This is a genomic window from Marinicrinis lubricantis (genome assembly GCF_042658665.1).
Lineage (GTDB): Bacteria > Bacillota > Bacilli > Paenibacillales > KCTC-33676 > Marinicrinis > Marinicrinis lubricantis.
Window position 1 is genome coordinate 99,473 of record NZ_JBHSQV010000187.1, and the last position, 15,765, is coordinate 115,237.

At 46.5% G+C, this 15,765-nt stretch carries 16 protein-coding genes; 6 read left to right on the forward strand and 10 right to left on the reverse strand.

What is annotated here, in order from left to right; all coding sequences use genetic code 11:
• Positions 1-34: 34 nt before the first annotated feature.
• The 5 genes from ACFPXP_RS22360 to ACFPXP_RS22380 all read right to left on the reverse strand — a co-directional run bounded on the left by ACFPXP_RS22360 (position 35) and on the right by ACFPXP_RS22380 (position 5,339).
• Positions 35-871 carry a sugar phosphate isomerase/epimerase family protein gene (locus ACFPXP_RS22360; RefSeq protein ID WP_379896730.1) on the reverse strand — a complete coding sequence of 279 codons (837 nt, stop codon included), beginning with the start codon at positions 869-871 and terminating at the stop codon, positions 35-37.
• A 262-nt stretch (positions 872-1,133) separates the two neighbouring features.
• A complete protein-coding gene (locus tag ACFPXP_RS22365; RefSeq protein WP_379896731.1) occupies positions 1,134-1,964 on the reverse strand; it encodes a carbohydrate ABC transporter permease in 831 nt (276 codons plus the stop codon).
• 14 nt (positions 1,965-1,978) lie between these two features.
• Entirely contained in the window at positions 1,979-2,893 is a 915-nt protein-coding gene (locus ACFPXP_RS22370; protein WP_379896732.1) for a carbohydrate ABC transporter permease, read from the reverse strand.
• A 33-nt stretch (positions 2,894-2,926) separates the two neighbouring features.
• Positions 2,927-4,192: an extracellular solute-binding protein gene (locus ACFPXP_RS22375; RefSeq protein WP_379896733.1), complete on the reverse strand. Its 1,266-nt coding sequence runs from the start codon at positions 4,190-4,192 to the stop codon at positions 2,927-2,929.
• 421 nt (positions 4,193-4,613) lie between these two features.
• Positions 4,614-5,339, reverse strand: a complete 726-nt coding sequence (locus tag ACFPXP_RS22380) for an HAD family hydrolase (protein WP_379896734.1) — start codon at positions 5,337-5,339, stop codon at positions 4,614-4,616.
• Positions 5,340-5,440: 101 nt separating this feature from the next.
• On the opposite strand from ACFPXP_RS22380, the gene ACFPXP_RS22385 reads away from it, so the two are divergent.
• On the forward strand, positions 5,441-6,103 hold the full coding sequence (locus ACFPXP_RS22385; protein WP_379896735.1) for a DUF6483 family protein: 663 nt from the start codon (positions 5,441-5,443) through the stop codon (positions 6,101-6,103).
• 106 nt (positions 6,104-6,209) lie between these two features.
• Here ACFPXP_RS22385 and ACFPXP_RS22390 read toward each other — a convergent pair whose 3' ends face one another.
• From ACFPXP_RS22390 to ACFPXP_RS22400, 3 genes are all read right to left on the reverse strand, one after another.
• Positions 6,210-6,956, reverse strand: a complete 747-nt coding sequence (locus ACFPXP_RS22390; RefSeq protein ID WP_379896736.1) for an STAS domain-containing protein — start codon at positions 6,954-6,956, stop codon at positions 6,210-6,212.
• Positions 6,957-7,101: 145 nt separating this feature from the next.
• Positions 7,102-7,518 (reverse strand): ATP-binding protein, encoded by a 417-nt coding sequence (locus tag ACFPXP_RS22395; RefSeq protein WP_379896737.1) that lies wholly within the window; start codon positions 7,516-7,518, stop codon positions 7,102-7,104.
• 143 nt (positions 7,519-7,661) lie between these two features.
• Positions 7,662-8,216 carry a helix-turn-helix domain-containing protein gene (locus ACFPXP_RS22400; protein WP_379896738.1) on the reverse strand — a complete coding sequence of 185 codons (555 nt, stop codon included), beginning with the start codon at positions 8,214-8,216 and terminating at the stop codon, positions 7,662-7,664.
• A 384-nt stretch (positions 8,217-8,600) separates the two neighbouring features.
• On the opposite strand from ACFPXP_RS22400, the gene ACFPXP_RS22405 reads away from it, so the two are divergent.
• On the forward strand, positions 8,601-10,082 hold the full coding sequence (locus ACFPXP_RS22405; protein ID WP_379896818.1) for an alpha-N-arabinofuranosidase: 1,482 nt from the start codon (positions 8,601-8,603) through the stop codon (positions 10,080-10,082).
• Complete coding sequence (locus tag ACFPXP_RS22410; RefSeq protein ID WP_379896740.1) at positions 10,079-10,342, forward strand: DUF6171 family protein; 264 nt, start codon at positions 10,079-10,081, stop codon at positions 10,340-10,342. The genes ACFPXP_RS22405 and ACFPXP_RS22410 overlap by 4 nt, the downstream gene beginning before the upstream one ends.
• A gap of 40 nt (positions 10,343-10,382) precedes the next feature.
• Here the strand turns inward: ACFPXP_RS22410 and ACFPXP_RS22415 are convergent, their stop codons facing one another.
• Positions 10,383-12,611 (reverse strand): alpha/beta hydrolase family protein, encoded by a 2,229-nt coding sequence (locus tag ACFPXP_RS22415; RefSeq protein WP_379896741.1) that lies wholly within the window; start codon positions 12,609-12,611, stop codon positions 10,383-10,385.
• Between the two features lie 137 nt (positions 12,612-12,748).
• On the opposite strand from ACFPXP_RS22415, the gene ACFPXP_RS22420 reads away from it, so the two are divergent.
• Both ACFPXP_RS22420 and ACFPXP_RS22425 read left to right on the forward strand, forming a co-directional pair.
• Positions 12,749-12,943, forward strand: coding sequence for a hypothetical protein (locus ACFPXP_RS22420; RefSeq protein WP_379896742.1), 195 nt, complete (start codon positions 12,749-12,751; stop codon positions 12,941-12,943).
• Between the two features lie 86 nt (positions 12,944-13,029).
• Positions 13,030-13,203, forward strand: a complete 174-nt coding sequence (locus ACFPXP_RS22425) for a putative motility protein (RefSeq protein ID WP_379896820.1) — start codon at positions 13,030-13,032, stop codon at positions 13,201-13,203.
• A 41-nt stretch (positions 13,204-13,244) separates the two neighbouring features.
• On the opposite strand, the gene ACFPXP_RS22430 is transcribed toward ACFPXP_RS22425, so the two are convergent.
• On the reverse strand, positions 13,245-14,264 hold the full coding sequence (locus tag ACFPXP_RS22430) for an aldo/keto reductase (protein WP_379896744.1): 1,020 nt from the start codon (positions 14,262-14,264) through the stop codon (positions 13,245-13,247).
• Between the two features lie 250 nt (positions 14,265-14,514).
• Here ACFPXP_RS22430 and ACFPXP_RS22435 point away from each other — a divergent pair, with 250 nt between their 5' ends.
• Positions 14,515-15,723 carry an MGDG synthase family glycosyltransferase gene (locus tag ACFPXP_RS22435; RefSeq protein ID WP_379896745.1) on the forward strand — a complete coding sequence of 403 codons (1,209 nt, stop codon included), beginning with the start codon at positions 14,515-14,517 and terminating at the stop codon, positions 15,721-15,723.
• Positions 15,724-15,765 lie beyond the last annotated feature (42 nt).

Genomic DNA, 15,765 nt, shown 5'->3' on the forward strand with positions numbered 1-15,765 from the left:
CCCTCTACCTTATCATCGGTAAAGGGGTTGTTTCTTATTCTAATCCCGCAGCGTGCCATGCCTTTTGATATCCACGTTTTGAACGTTCAAAAAGCGTCTCTACTGGGTCCTCCGGGTTCTGCCTCGTAAGCACCTCTTGAGAAACAGCTCCTTGATAGCCTGCCGTTTTCAGTGCCTTTAAGAAGCTGCCCAGATCAATCCTTCCTTCTCCCGGATACAAACGATCATTATCCAAAGCCTCTTCTGGGGAAGCATCTGAATCGTTCAGATGAACATGTACAATTTGGTCCACTCTTAGACGGTGCAAATCTTCCGCTGTCTGTCCCGTCGTATACCAATGGTAGCTGTCCAGAAGCAGACCGACGTTCGATTTACCAATCGCTGCGATGAGATCCAACGTCTGTTCCATCGTCCATATGAACGGATTAGTCCATGTACTGCGCAGATGATGCGGTCCGACATATTCCAATCCCAACCGCATTCCGTACGCTTCCAAGATTTCTGCACAAACGCGGTACCTTCGAACCAGTTGAGCCATCAGCTGGGCATGGTTACCATCTGTCGATGGCAAAATATAAGTGCAGCAGCTGCTGCAGCCTAAAGCACTAGCCGCTTCCGCATAACGAGCCAGCAGAGGCAGCGTCGATCGAAATGCCTTTTCATCTCCCAGGCATTGAACGGGCAGTCCGATCGAACCGAGCTGCATGTTATTTTCCTTAAGCCATTGTTTTGCTTCTTCTTGCCCAAGTTCATCCGACAAACCTACTGGATCCAGATCCACGGCCTGAAAACCGTAAGCTGCGGCTAACTCCACAAATTTTTTCAAGCTTGGCAATCGGCCTAATCCAGCTCCTGTAATTCCTTTAATCATCCACTCGTTCCCTCCGCATATGATTATTTGAAACAAAGTATGCCAGATGCCGTTTCTAGGATGAGTTCGATATCGAGATGAAGCTCGTCTGTTGACACATGCTGCTTCATGTCTTAAGAATTTCCCGTTTTCCATCTTGTTTTCCTGCTGTTGGCCTAACTTTCGCGATAAACTCACAATCATTACTGCAAAATAAACGACGATCCATCCCGCCGCTTGACAGGACGAACCGTCATCCCTCTTAACTAATAACTGCATAAACTCAATCTTTAATAGCACCCGCGGCAATATCGGATATAAACTGCCGGCTGAACAGCAGGAACACAATCAACAGGGGCAGTGTTGCCATCAACGTACCCGCCATCACCATCGCATAATCGGTATTATATATGCCGTTCAGCTGCGACAGCGTTACCTGCAATGTATATTTTGCGGGATCCGTTAATATGACCAACGGCCACAAGTAGTCATTCCATGCATTAATGAATGTAAAGATCCCTAGAAATGCCAGTGCGGGACGCAATATCGGCAGTGCGACATTCCAGAATAGCCGAAACGTGCCGCATCCGTCAATTCGCCCTGCACTCAGCAGCTCGTCGTGAATCGCTCCCTGTGTAAACTGCCTCATCCAAAATATGCCGAACGCATTGGCCATGCCAGGAATGATCAGCGCTTTGAAGGTACCGACCCAGCCCAGATTCTGCATGATCATAAACGATGGAATGATCGACAGCTGGCTTGGAATCATCATCGTAACAAGCAAAAGGACAAACAAAACCTTTTTCCCAGGAAAATCAAATTTGGCGAACGAAAATCCGGCCAAGGAACAGAAAAACAAGACCAACACCGTAGAAACAGAGGCGACAAACAGTGTATTCATAAATGAGCCGAAGAAATTAATCGTATCAAATACACTCCGAATATTCGTAAACAATTCCGTCCCGAAGAACAGCTTCGGCGGAAAACGGTAAATCTCGCTGGTCGTGCTGGTCGCCATTACCGTGAGCCAATAAAACGGAAAGATGGAAACTGCCACACCGAGAAGAAGAACAATATGAACCAATGTCACCTTCAATCGATTTTTTCCGACCATCTGCTTTCCCCTCCTTAGCGGGCGCCCGGTCTCTGGACGATTTTATAATTGATATACGAAAATACGATGATTAGGACGAACAATCCCCATGCAACGGTCGATGCATAACCGAATAAATATTTGACGAACGCCAGCTGGTATAAGTAAAGTACGATGGTCATGCCTTCGCCTCCTGCTCCGCCATTATTCCCCACCAACACTTGCGGTTCTGTGAAAATTTGCATCCCACCGATCGTTGAAGTTAGCACGGTAAATAAAATGATCGGACGAAGCAGCGGGATCGTGATTCGGAAAAAAGTCTGCAGTGTGGTAGCTCCGTCGATTTTAGCGGCTTCGTAAAGTGTCTGGGGAATGCTCTGCAAGCCAGCCAAATAAATAATGGCGTTATAACCGGTCCAGCGCCATATGACCATCGATGCGATCGATATTTTCAACAGGAACGGAGAATTCAACCACTCCACAGGATCTAGACCTACTGTTGTCAGCAAATAATTCAGAAAACCGTAATTGTTGCCGAACAATGTGGCAAAAATGATCGCCACTGCCACGATGGAGGTAATATTCGGAATAAAGTAGGCAATGCGGTAAGCCGTTCGGAATTTAAGAAATGCGGCATTGAGTAAAAAGGCAATCAGCAATGCGAAGAAGAGCATAGGGATCGTCGAATAAATCCAAATTTCCAGCGTGTTGCCGATAGCTTTCCAGAACTGGCTGTCGGTCAGCAAATAACGGAATTGGTTGAGTCCGGTAAACCTCATTTCGCCAATGCCATCCCATTTATTGAACGCCAATATAAACGAAAACACGACGGGGAATAGGCCAAAAATAGCAAACAATATATAAAAAGGGGAAATAAACAAGTATATCGCCCGATGCTTGACGATTTCCCGCCACAGTCCGCTGCGCGGCTTTTTTCCATTGTCACTCATGAGAGCGCCTCCTTCCGATTCACAGCTTCACGTTTAATAAAGAAGCAGTTCCTTTTCAATCCGCTCCAACGCATCCTTCCAAGCCTTATCTGGTGATGCATTTTGTTTATCCATACTATCGATGCCTTGATCGAAGATGCTCCTTGCGATCGAATGCTTCGGCCCGAAATATGCAGCCTGAATGTTCAAAGCGGACTCAATGAAATACTCATTCGTTTTTTGATCCCCGAAGAACGGCTCCGGCTGTGACATCTTCGGATCATCAAAGATGCTTGGCGTCGACGGAAACAGATTGTACGTCACAAGCGAATTAAGCTGGTTCTCCGGGTTCATCAGCCACTTGATGACCTCGAACGCTTCCTCCGGATGCTTGGATTGCTTCGGAATTGCGATGAAGGAGCCTCCGTTATTCCCATTACCGCCTGGCGCCTTAGCAATTCTCCATTGACCAGCCGAATTCGGAGCCGCGTCCATTAAAATTTGCTTCGCCCACACCGCGCCGATGAAAGTGGCGACATCTCCATTGTTCATCGCCCCGTTCCATTCGGTTGACCAGCTGTCGACCCCCGCGCTTAAATCCTCTTCATTCATTTTCGCCGCGGTGTCCCACGCTCTCTTCACGTGCTCTTGATCTCCGATGAATTCATCCGACGTATTGAAGAAAATGCGAGTTCCTTGTCCGAGCATTTGGGTGAACACGTTCTTCAAGTTGTCTACCAAATACACTTCTCCGTTCGTAGCGTCCCTTATCTTAATGCCCGCGTCGATATAATCCTCCCATGTCGCCAGCAAGCTGCTGACCTCTGCAGGATCTGTCGGCAATCCTACTTCCCGGAAAATATCCTCCCTATAAAACAAAGCGGTTGGACCCGTATCCATCGGCAGTGCAATTTGATATCCGTCCGGTGTGACCCCCTGCTGCCATTTCCAATCTAAATAAAGCGGTTCAATTTCTTTACTCCCTAGATCATACAGATTGTAAAATTGCTCTTTGTTCGGGAAAAAATCTGCCACCCAGTCGTTCAAGCCGACAATATCAGGCGCACCCGATCTTGCGGCAAAGGCCGACATCAGCTTCGCCTTGAAATCGCCCCCAATCTTCTCTGCGCGAAGATCAATATGAGGAAACTGATCCTCCACTCGCTTAAGTAAATCGTCGTCAATGGACCTGTTCCAATACCATAATGTGAGGGTGATCTTCTCCTCCTTCTGTTTATCTCCTCCGCCAATGCTGCAGCCCATAATGAAGGTGAGGGGAATGAGAATGAGACATATCAGCCGAAACGTCTTCCTGAACATGTTTATCGCTCCTCCCGGAAAATAAAATCAACGGAATGAAGTTTTGGAAGCCCTTACATGATTGAGTAATAATACAATATGCATGAAAACGCTAACTATGTGCAGCAATCTATTAAAATATGAATGAATGCAAAAAACAGCAACCTAAATAGGTTGCTGCTGCAATTCGTGTTAAGGGAACTATATTTCTTTTCGACCGTTCCAGGACCCAAGATGAATGAAAATACCTAACACTCCAATTGAAAATATCAGCATGCTTTCGAGCGAGAACCCTTTTGCAATGGCGAAGTAGGATCCAATCCCAACGATAAACCAGCTGATTCCTTCCGAAATGATACTTAGTCTTTTTGCGGCCACCTCTCACACCTCCCACTCTAAAATTATACCAAATCATTCCTGATTTTCATCAACAATTCAAATTTTATGTAGATATGGATATCCCATTCTGTAACATATACTGCTCAACCAAACGTACGATTTCATCCCAGGAATGCGCGACATATGGGGATGCTCCGCATGGCTTTGGAAGATGTCTCGGGTTGAACCAGATACAGTCCCACCCCGCTTCAAGCGAAGGCAGCACATCGTTATGCCAGGCGTCACCGATATACAGCTTTCTTAATGGGTACCCCATACGCTGTTCTACGTGACGGAATATATCCGGATTCGGCTTGGCCAAACCCACCGCATCAGAAATAAACACATAATCCGGAGGAAAAAAGGAATCAATCCCAAGTGCGCTTATTTTGTTCATTTGGTGCATGACAGGACCATTCGTTATCAATCCGATGTCCACATGCTCCAACTTGTTCAAACTTCCGAGCAAGGCGCTCACTTCTGGATACAGCTGAATCCGACGCTGCTCCAGCTCATACTGCGATTGAATCGCCGTTGCCTCCCCCTCTAAAACTTGAATATCCCATTCCCTTAGTGCAAATAAGATTCGCTGAATTCGCAGCTGATTCAAATCTAGTTTGCCTTGGCTGTGGGGGATCCAAAGCTCGTCGGAATACTCTCTAACTTTGACGAACAATTGACCGATCTCCCTTTCAGGGAAATCAGGCAGCCTGAGCATCACAGCTTTGCGAAAAGGCAGCTGCTGATCATATAACGTATCATCCATATCGAAACAAATACTAAGGCTCAAATTGTCATCTCCTCTTCTAGCGTAACCTCTTACTATTTTACCTTTTTTGTCGTATGCTTAGGAGAGAATGATGGAATAGAAATGATTCAGGAGGAAGTCCTTTGTTCCAGAGAGATTATATTTTACGCTTGATCGAACAGATGAGCCAATTTATCGGTACCGTCGTATTCAAATTGAAACAGGAACGAAAATTCGAAGAAGCGCTCGATGAAATGGATGGGATGCTCCATCGCCTCTCCCTACCTAATGGTAAGGTGCTGAGAACGATCTCCGTAGAGGATGTACTGCAAATGCTTGAGAAAGACGGGCAAACGGAGACGGAGAAAATCGGAGCCATTGCCTCCATATTGAAAGAGCAAGCCGATATCTTCGATCGAATGGGAAACGAGGAAGGCGCCTGGGCAGCCTCAGTCAAATCACTGCATTACCACCTCGTCTGGCACCGGCTGGCCGGTAGATTGGATCCGTATCCCGATATTAATTCACTCTACAGGACATTGAGCGAGTACGTGCTGCCGAGCCGTATTACCGAGGAGATGGCGCTCTATTACGAGCGTATAGGACGATATGAGCTGTCCGAGAATTTATGGTACGAGTTATGTAAAAAAAACGATCCTGATGCCTTAAACAAAGCCAAACAGTTCTATGAACGTTTACTGTGCCTCGATGATGCTTTGCTGGAAAGCGCAAACCTTCCAAGAGCCGAAGTAGAGGAAGGGCTGGAAGATATACATGAGAGGATTCAAGCTTCTTTCGGTGGATGAACAATACTATCACCCATGCGAAATCGTTTGTCCGTATGCCATCCAATTTCCATTCGACGAACAATTTAGCCGAGCTCCTGCTTCTGCGGGAACCCGGCTATTTGCATTACACAATTTTCAAATCTTCCAAAGCCTGTTTAAGGTCGGCTTTCGTGTCGACCCGTTCATTGAGGCTGACACCCAGTTCAATCATCGTATTGGCGACTTCGGAACGAATCCCGGTTACAATCGCTCTGCAGCCCAGAAGCCTGATGCCGTCGACAATTTTAAACAAGTGTGTAACAACGGATGTATCCAGATAGGCAACTCCCGATAAGTCGATAATCATTTTATTAAATTTCATCTTTTCAATTTGAACCAGCGTTTTTTCCTGAAGCTTCTTTGCTCGGTATGTATCCACCGTTCCCACAACAGGGAGTATGGCTATATTTTCAGTTAAAGGAATAATAGGAACCGTCAATTCCTCGATCATCTCTCTTTGAGAATCAAGCACCTGATATTGATATTGGTTGTATGATACCGCGAATTGCTCCAAATACGAATCAAGATAATAGTTTGTTTTCTTTTCCAGCAAAAAGAACTCGTCGATGTTCATCGTCTTGATGTTCTTATAATATTGATAGAGGAAATCCCAGTAAATTCCTCTAAGTCCTCGGAACCAATCCAGCATGAGCACGATGGGCAGGTCGCTTTTCGCCCAATTCAATCCGTGTTTCCCCGCTAATTCCAGCATATCCTCCTTACGGTCATCTTCGACACAACTCATGACCTGGTGAGCGATCTCGAACAATTGATCCTCATTGTAGGGAGAATTTTTCACTTGGCTGAACAGACTCTCCCCTACCTTATACAAGTTTTGGTCGAATACCTCCTTATTCGCAACAACGAACTGTCTAAAGTTCTAACCCTCTACGTACTTTAATTGATCCATGGTTTGTATCACTCCTAAAATGTCAAATTCCTGCTTGCTCATCATGTATTCATTGATTAGCAATCACTCATAGACGTCTTTCTGCTAAGGTCGGTTCCCGATATTTGATAACCGTCACTGTTGTCCCTTCACCCGGAGAAGTATTGATATGGAATTCATCCATCAAACGTTTAACACCGATCAACCCCAGTCCTAGACCTTTGGAATTCTCGTTTTTCTTTCCTTGTAATACTTGTTCGTGATCAGCGATGCCTCTGCCTCGGTCGGAGACTGTTATTCTCAGTAACGTATCCTCCGCTTCGCAAATGAATAGTCCGTCTGTTCCAGAATGGAATAATACGTTTCTCGTTAATTCAGAAATGCTCACAAGCACCTTCTGTCTTTCGATTTCATTGAATTCAAATTCCCTCATTAACTTGCCCGCGCATCTTAGACTGATTAAAATGTCGTTCTCCGAACGAATGCGAAGCTCAAATTTCGTCATATTCCCTCCAATGAATGATCAGAACAATTAAACAATATTATATCACGATTAAATCAATTGTCTTTAAGTCCAGTCCATTTCCTAGGAAATAAACAACAAAAAAAAAGATCCCCATGTCGAATCATGGAGATCATCACCCTTCTTTATACCAAAGTCTCAACGAACATTAATGACAATGGCATTTTGAAAAAACTAGACAGCTTTTCCTGAATTTCTGGACTTGGATTCGTGCCTTGATGAATGTATTTCCGGAGCGTTGCCGGGCTGATATCAATCCAACGGCACAAATCGGTAGCCGAGATGTCATGTACGGCAAGCATCCCGGCAAGTATCCGATTTTTGACCGGTGAATTCTTTATGACACGGAACATAAATTTGCTCTCTTCCGGAATATCGATGATTCCATCACCCTGCTGCTCAGAGAACACAATATGAGGGGGAAGTCCTACAATGTCCGCAACCTTCTGCTGGTTGTCCTCACTGGGTCTTCTTCCTTCATAGATCCAAGCCGCCACAGTACGCGGCGAAACGCCGACCTGCTTGGCCAATTCGGAAAGCTTTATATTTTCGACAATGAGAATAGACATCAATATCCTGTTTTGTATGGTCCAACTATTCGGCTTCCGAAATCGACTGATGCGCACACCTTTGCCGATATGGTGCCTGTTTTTCTCCGCCAGTTCATAGATCGTTGGCAATTTTCTCTCACCTCAAGTTGCATTTGCTTCTGTTCGTATAACAAAGGAGATCTAATACAAAACCTCGATTATTTATCATAATCGTCTTGTCCCAAAAATGCAACTAAAGTTGAAACGCGTATATTTTCAAAAATGATAATTGAACTTTCTGTGATCCATTTTCCGACTGATTATGGTGCACTAACTCCAATATATCACAGTTGAAAATGAACTCATCCCCTTCTCTTGAAGGAGATTTTGAAAGTTACCCTATAAGCATTATAAAAATATAAATTAATTAATATAAACACTAGAAAATCATTCGATTGCGTGATATGTTGTAGGTAATGAGCTTCGCTCTAATAAAAATCACTGTACTGAATAGGAGGAACTCTAAGAATGACGATGAATCAAATCATTCTTAACGCAGATGTCGAACGAGGACAAATCAGCAAGCATATTTACGGTCATTTTGCCGAGCACTTGGGACGCTGCATTTACGAAGGAATTTGGGTCGGCGAAGACTCTCCGATTCCGAACGTTAATGGAATTCGCAAAGATGTTTTGGAAGCGCTTAGACAAATTCGTGTTCCTGTCCTTCGCTGGCCGGGCGGATGCTTCGCTGATGAATACCACTGGAAAGATGGTATCGGCCCTCGCGAACAGAGAAAGAAAATGATCAACACCCACTGGGGCGGTGTAACCGAGAATAATCACTTCGGAACGCATGAATTTTTCATGCTGTGCGAGCTGCTCGAATGCGAGCCTTACATTAATGGGAATGTTGGCAGCGGCACGGTACAGGAAATGCAGGAATGGGTTGAATATATGACCTTCGACGGCGAGTCTCCGATGGCGAACTGGCGCAAAGATAATGGCCGCGAGAAGCCGTGGAAAATGAAATATTTCGGCGTCGGCAATGAAAGCTGGGGCTGCGGAGGTAATATGCGCCCGGAATATTATGCGGATGAATACCGCCGTTATCAAACATATGTCAGAAACTATGGTGACAACAAAGTGTACAAAATTGCCTGCGGCCCCAGCGAATGGGATTACAACTGGATGGAAGTGCTCATGTGCCAAGCAGGACGCTATATGGATGGAATCAGTCTGCATTATTACACGCTCCCGAACAATTGGCAGGATAAAGGCTCTGCACTGGAGTTCGATGAGCAGGAATGGTTCGTTACATTAAAGAAAACGCTCAAAATGGATGAATTGATCACCAAGCATTCAGCCATTATGGATCAGTACGACCCGGACAAACGAGTCGGTCTCATCGTCGATGAATGGGGAACATGGTACAATGTCGAACCTGGCACGAATCCTGGATTCTTATACCAGCAAAACACGCTGCGCGATGCGCTCGTAGCCGGTATCAATCTCAATATATTCAACAACCATAACGAACGCGTTCATATGGCCAACATCGCACAGACTGTTAACGTGCTCCAAGCGATGGTCTTAACCGAAGGGGAAAAGATGGTGCTCACACCTACATATCATGTTTTCGACATGTACAAGGTGCATCAGGATGCTACAAGACTGGATGCTCATCTCGTGAACGATACGTACAGCATGGGTGATGAATCCATTCCTCAGCTGAATGTATCGGCTTCTAGAGATGCGGACGGCCGCATCCATATCACGTTGTGCAATCTGGATCATGAACGTGCGGCGACGGTACAGTTCGATATTCGCGGCATCGGAGCCATTAAGGGGACAGCTGCGAAAGTCTTGACTGCAGGCACCATCCAAGCCCACAATACCTTTGATCAACCGGATGCAGTAAAGCCGGTTTCCTTCGACGGCCTGAAAACGAATCATAATGGGCTGACGTGCGAGCTTCCTTCCAAATCCGTCGTCAGCATCACGCTTGAAGTATGAATGCACGTGAAGGGTGCAAGGGCTGCTCTGAGAAAGTGAGAGTGTCCGAAAAGCAGCTGGAACGAATTTTATCGGCTTTAGCCCAACATCCAGAGGATTGTGTAGATGATGAGCAGTATCATAAGCGGCTGGCTGTGTGCCGCAGCTGTCCATCCTTGGCATATGAAACGACCTGTCTTCACTGCGGCTGTTTCGTCGCGGTACGCGCAAAGCTAAAAGAAAAGGATTGCCCATTTCCTGGGCAATCCAAATGGATGTAATATCATTTAGTTCATTACAGGACATAACTCGCGGAGCTTTCTATGAAGTCTGCTGCTTCATCACACCGATATGATCGATAATGATTCCGCCTTGCAAGCTTGTAAAGCTCCAGCTGATTTCCTCCAGCTTGCTCCAATCGAAGCTGGGATTCAGCTGATGAAACTGATCTGCAGGAATGATGTAAGTCTGCAGCACGGGCTCCGCGCTCCGTCCGAAATATCCGTTTTTAATCCACCTGTCCAGTATTTTGGCTTTCGTAAACTGGGTCCGAATCACGGGTGGGACCTCTTTCAACTCCTCCAGCGGCAGCTGAACAATTTGTCCGCTCTGGTCCTTTAAAATGAGGGTCACTTCCAAGCTGCTGGCATCTGAATCGACCTGTCTAGCCATCTCAAAAGTCAACGCATCCTCTTCAGTCAATTCATTACTCACCTTTTCATCAAGCTTCAACGTATATAATGCTGGTTGTGATGCGTTTTCGATTCCCCGCAAATATACCGCATCGTTGCGCCTATGGTACGACTCGACCCGATACTCCATTTCTTTCTCGGCTGCTTCGCTGAAGCCGCTGCGGCTGATCGTCACACCGGTTTTCGAACAAGTATCCAGATCATCGTCCTCTTCAAATCCGCACCATTCTCTCATCGTCGAATCCGCGTAGCGATTCACATAGACTGCTGCAGGTACCCATTCCGATCCGTTGCGCGCATCTTGGAACAGCGGCATGTATTCAGTTTTATTCTGGAGCGTGACATCGAGAAATGCAGAGATCCATACCTTCGCAATTTGCCTTTGCTCCTCTCCGTCCATCAGTGCTGCTTTATTTAAGAGCATAGACCTTGGGAAGGACAGATCATTGTCCCCCCAGACTGAATTGAATTGACCGTGATTCGCTCCCTTAATATACAGGGAAGATTTGAAATGAAGCGGTTCTCCGGATGAATGCTGGCGAAAACGAACCCGCTCATATTGACGATCGCCGCTGAAATAATTGACGTCACTGTCATTCGCCCCCTGAAGGACAAGATAGGAAACGTCTCTTACAACCGCCGACGCTTCTCCCGTCCCCGCATCTGTCGGAGCAATGGCGATAACAGACCGGATCGAATAGTTATAGTCCCATTCTTTCTTGTTGTCTTTCGGGTCCTTGCTCATTTTATTGTAGGCTGCAGCCATCGCTACGGCCTGCCCGCCGCGAGAATGTCCGATCAGCGAAATTTGACCCATATCGATCTTGTGATACAGTTCATGTCCTTCTGTTTCGTTCCACTGCTCAAATACCCGGAGATGCTCAAGCAGCACCAGTGCCCTGGCCTTGTAATCGCCCTTCAATCCACCGGCCCAGGAGCCATTCAAGAAGTTCTCATCTACAGAAACCGCAATATAGCCTTTGCTTGCCAACAAATCGGTTAAGTACGTGTACCCCGGATCTGAGAACTCTTCCATAATATGATTTCCGTGTACGATCAGCACCAGAGGGAACGGACCCTCTCCATCCGGCATCGAGATCGTTCCGTTAATCGGCATTTGATCCGCCTCAAAACCCCAAAATTTCGTCCGATTCCATTTCCAGCCGGACACATAGGCGGACCCATCGAATGTCCCTGTCTTATAATCCGCATGTTCCCCAAACTCAGGACGAGGCCTGCTGTTGCCGCTGCCGTAGGTTCGCGTCAAGACGGGAAAGTCTCCACGCATCGACGGATCCGGCAAAGCCTGCATCGATTCGTCTGGAGGATGAGCGGCTTTTACAGCGATCTGATAAGGGTCTTTCCCATCGTCCAACAAAGCTACCAATGTCCACAACAGCCACGCAAAGGATAGCGCGAAGTAAAGGACTGGCAGGAGCTTTGTTCTCCTTCCCTTTAACCATGCTAGTGACGAACCAAGCATATAGCCCATGACCAGCATATAGACCGTAAACATAATTTCCACTTTATGTCCTGCGTTAAATTGCTCAAAAATGAGATAATTCGCGATACCGCAGAACAGTGTCCCTAGTATAAAATGTCGGGGCAGCGGAATACGCGTCCATTTCAGCAAATAATAGATTAGAAACCACAGCAGTCCGGCCGCAGCACTCCCCAGTCCCGCAATCAGGGCAATATCCAGCGCCTTTCCGAGACCGGTCGTAATATGATAACCCGCCGCGATGAGCAAGCTTTCCGTTAATACGATATTGCCAATGATTCCGCCTCTGCCTGCTTCCTTGAAAAAAAGGACAAACTGACGGAAGCCTTTCGGCATGCGAAGATTAAGTTTCCCCATATAAAATGGAACTCCCTATTGTATGATAACTCTATTTAACATCAGCCTCTCTGCTTTGTAAAATATTAAATTCTTTTGTTTGATGTGGAAGTATATTTTTTCCGTGTGGATGAAAAAATAGGGATGGAGGGATGATCATGGAAGGTAAACATTTCTATAAAGAGGTTTTTCAAGAATCCGGTACGACGGATCAAACGTATAAAGCCATTTCCCAAACCATTCTTGGGGATGACCAGCTTTCCGAGGCACAGAAGGTGTATCAGCTGCAGCAAATGAATGAAGCCTATCAAGAAATGCTGAATGCCGACCAACAGTTGGATGTGTTGAATTAATTGCTTACGGGGGCTTTCCCGCCTAAAACAGCTATGGTATGCTGATGTTAAAGACTGTCTTCTGGGAGGGGAATTCCTTGGATCATATGGCCATCCAGCTCTCTTCATTGCAACACGCGCTGAGCCTGTCCGTTCTAAACAACAGCCTCAATATGCAGGCGGCTAGCGCTGCTGTGATGCTGCAGGATTTTCAAGCTTCACAGCCGCAGGTACAGGCACCGCATCCGAATCTCGGACAAAATTTAGATGTCAGAGTATAAGAAAAGACGGGCGTGTGCCCGTCTTTTCTTATGGCGATGTACTAACCCGCATCATATCCGGCCGCGGCCTGGATAACACTTTGCATCGGCAGATGATACGGACATTTCGGTTCACATTCCGGCTTCTCCCGGCATGGCTCGTACGTTAGGCAGGCCGTTATTTTATCGCGATTCGTCTCATAGAACTTTTTCCCTCTCGGCAGTAATCCTAAAGTATCTCGAACCTTGCTGGAGATCATCACATCTGGAATCGGAATGCCCACCGGACAAGAGCAATAATTGCAGCGCCGGCAATCATGGGTTCCCATTGCGCGCGCCAGCTGTTCTAAGGAAATGCGTTCTTCATCGTCTACTGGCGTAGAGACTGCCGCCAAATTTTCCTTCACCTCGTCCACCGATACCATGCCTGAAATAATCGTATGTATATCCTGACTGTACGGATATCGGATCGCTTTGCGAACCGGCTGTACAAATCCGCCTGATAGCGGTTTCATCGCGACCTTCGCCATGTTCATTTCCGTCGCTTTAGGTATGAGCGCATCTAATGCGAAGGGCTGAGGAAGATTGAGATGAAACAGCACCTGATCGAAATGCCCGTTACTGATCCACTGCGCAAGAAGCTCGGGCCGATGTCCGGTAATTCCGATGAAGCGCACTTTTCCCTCTCGCTTTGCTTCCAAAGCTGCCTCATAAGCCCCTTCATCACCCATCGCTTGATTAAAATCTTTCGTGTAATTGACATAATGAATTTGCAGAAGATCCACATAATCTGTTTTCATTCTTATGAGGCTTCGATCAATTTCTTCTTTTGCAGTTTTGTAATCCCGCTTATTCGTTTTGGTTGCCAAAAAATACTCATCTCTGCGTTGTGAAATGCTTTCCCCGATGATCTCTTCACTGTTACGATAGCCTGCCGCCGTATCGATATAATTAATGCCTTGATCCAGCGCATAATTCAAAGCAGCCTTTGCCTGCTCCAGCGGAACGTTCGGCAAATTCATCGCGCCAAAGCCGAGTACGGATACTTCATGTCCTGTTCGGCCAAAAGTTCTATATTCCATACTTCGATCTCTCCCTTCCTCTGCATGCTTCCAACAGTAGTTTAGCATAAAATCGCACTGCAAAGTGAAGTCAAGTGACATAAACCTCAAGAAAAGAAAACGCGTTCAATGTTGTTTGGTTGTTCTGGATGAGATTGTTAACCATGGGCAAAAATAACGAATAAACCAGCCATACACGTTGCTTGTTGAGCTGTATACCATTACCGGCTTGAAGTCATACAGGGGCCGGGAAAACCAGAGGTGAGCCATCTTGAAGCGGAAACAACCGAATATCTTGATCCTCACAGGCGATTTCGGCGACGGGCACAAGCAGGCGGCATATGCCCTGCAGGAAGCTGCCAATCATCAGCCTGGAAAGCACGGACTGGTTAATGTCGTCGATATGATGGAGCTGATGTCTCCCAAACTGCATACGATCAGCAAGCAGCTGTTTCTGCGGAGCTTGCGCAGCTTTCCGTCACTCTACCGTTATGTTTATGAAAAAACGAAAAAACCCGGCTCCTCTTGGACCCATGTGCTTCACTCCGTTCGTTTATTTTCAACCAAAAAGCTGTGCCGGCTGATCGACACACTTCGGCCGGACATCGTCGTCAGCACGTTCCCGATCGCAGCAGCAGCCATGTCCCATCTAAAGTCAAAGAAGCTTTGTCTACTTCCAACCGTAACGGTCATTACGGATCATACCAATCATGGCTATTGGCTTCATCCGCATACGGACCACTACATTGTGGCAACCGAAGAAGTGAAATCCTCACTTCAAAAACATGGTGTAGACACATCCAAGGTAACTGCAGACGGCATTCCGATTCGCATCGACTTCACACTCCATTATGATAAACAGCTGCTGTGCGGCAAGCATGGACTGAACCCTGAGCTGCCGACTGTCATGTGGATGGGGGGCGGTTATGGGTTTATGGGAGAAGATGTGCCGCTTATTCTAGATCACCTTTCAGAGCGAAAAAAAGTGCAGGTGATCGTCGTTTGCGGCCGTAATGAAAGGCTGCTGAGACATTGTCTTAATCGCTATGGACACTTAAAGCATATGGTTGTCACGGGATTCATAGAGCACGTCCATGAGCTCATGGCCGTGTCCGATTTTATAATTACGAAATCCGGCGGTTTAACAACAGCCGAGGCTTTATCCCAGAGCCTGCCAATGCTGCTGTATCGGCCTCTTCCCGGTCAAGAAGAAGATAATGCCCGTTATCTCGTCAATTCCGGAGCCGCTTGGCTCGCCGAGGATAAGCTGCAGCTGCAGGAGCAAATTCAACTGCTGCTCGATTATCCCGAGCTGCTCAGCTCCATGAAAAAACGGATCAAAGAGCTGCAAAACCATCAGTCGGCTCACAAAGCTTTACATACGATCCATAACATATACTACAGTCATTCGTCGGGTCATTTTGTACAAGAGCAGGAATTTGCCGCAAGTCTGAATCGATATAAGGAAAGCAGTCTGTGAATTTCTTAAAGGTGCACTCCCTTGCAGGCTCCACAATATGGT

Coding starts and splice junctions, on each gene's coding strand:
- ACFPXP_RS22360 (WP_379896730.1), bottom strand. CDS start 871: ATGATTAAAGGAATTACAGGAGCTGGATTAGGCCGATTGCCAAGCTTG.
- ACFPXP_RS22395 (WP_379896737.1), bottom strand. CDS start 7,518: ATGACGAAATTTGAGCTTCGCATTCGTTCGGAGAACGACATTTTAATC.
- ACFPXP_RS22430 (WP_379896744.1), bottom strand. CDS start 14,264: ATGGAATATAGAACTTTTGGCCGAACAGGACATGAAGTATCCGTACTC.
- ACFPXP_RS22415 (WP_379896741.1), bottom strand. CDS start 12,611: ATGGGGAAACTTAATCTTCGCATGCCGAAAGGCTTCCGTCAGTTTGTC.
- ACFPXP_RS22365 (WP_379896731.1), bottom strand. CDS start 1,964: ATGGTCGGAAAAAATCGATTGAAGGTGACATTGGTTCATATTGTTCTT.
- ACFPXP_RS22420 (WP_379896742.1), top strand. CDS start 12,749: ATGGAAGGTAAACATTTCTATAAAGAGGTTTTTCAAGAATCCGGTACG.
- ACFPXP_RS22375 (WP_379896733.1), bottom strand. CDS start 4,192: ATGTTCAGGAAGACGTTTCGGCTGATATGTCTCATTCTCATTCCCCTC.
- ACFPXP_RS22425 (WP_379896820.1), top strand. CDS start 13,030: ATGGCCATCCAGCTCTCTTCATTGCAACACGCGCTGAGCCTGTCCGTT.
- ACFPXP_RS22370 (WP_379896732.1), bottom strand. CDS start 2,893: ATGAGTGACAATGGAAAAAAGCCGCGCAGCGGACTGTGGCGGGAAATC.
- ACFPXP_RS22405 (WP_379896818.1), top strand. CDS start 8,601: ATGAATCAAATCATTCTTAACGCAGATGTCGAACGAGGACAAATCAGC.
- ACFPXP_RS22410 (WP_379896740.1), top strand. CDS start 10,079: ATGAATGCACGTGAAGGGTGCAAGGGCTGCTCTGAGAAAGTGAGAGTG.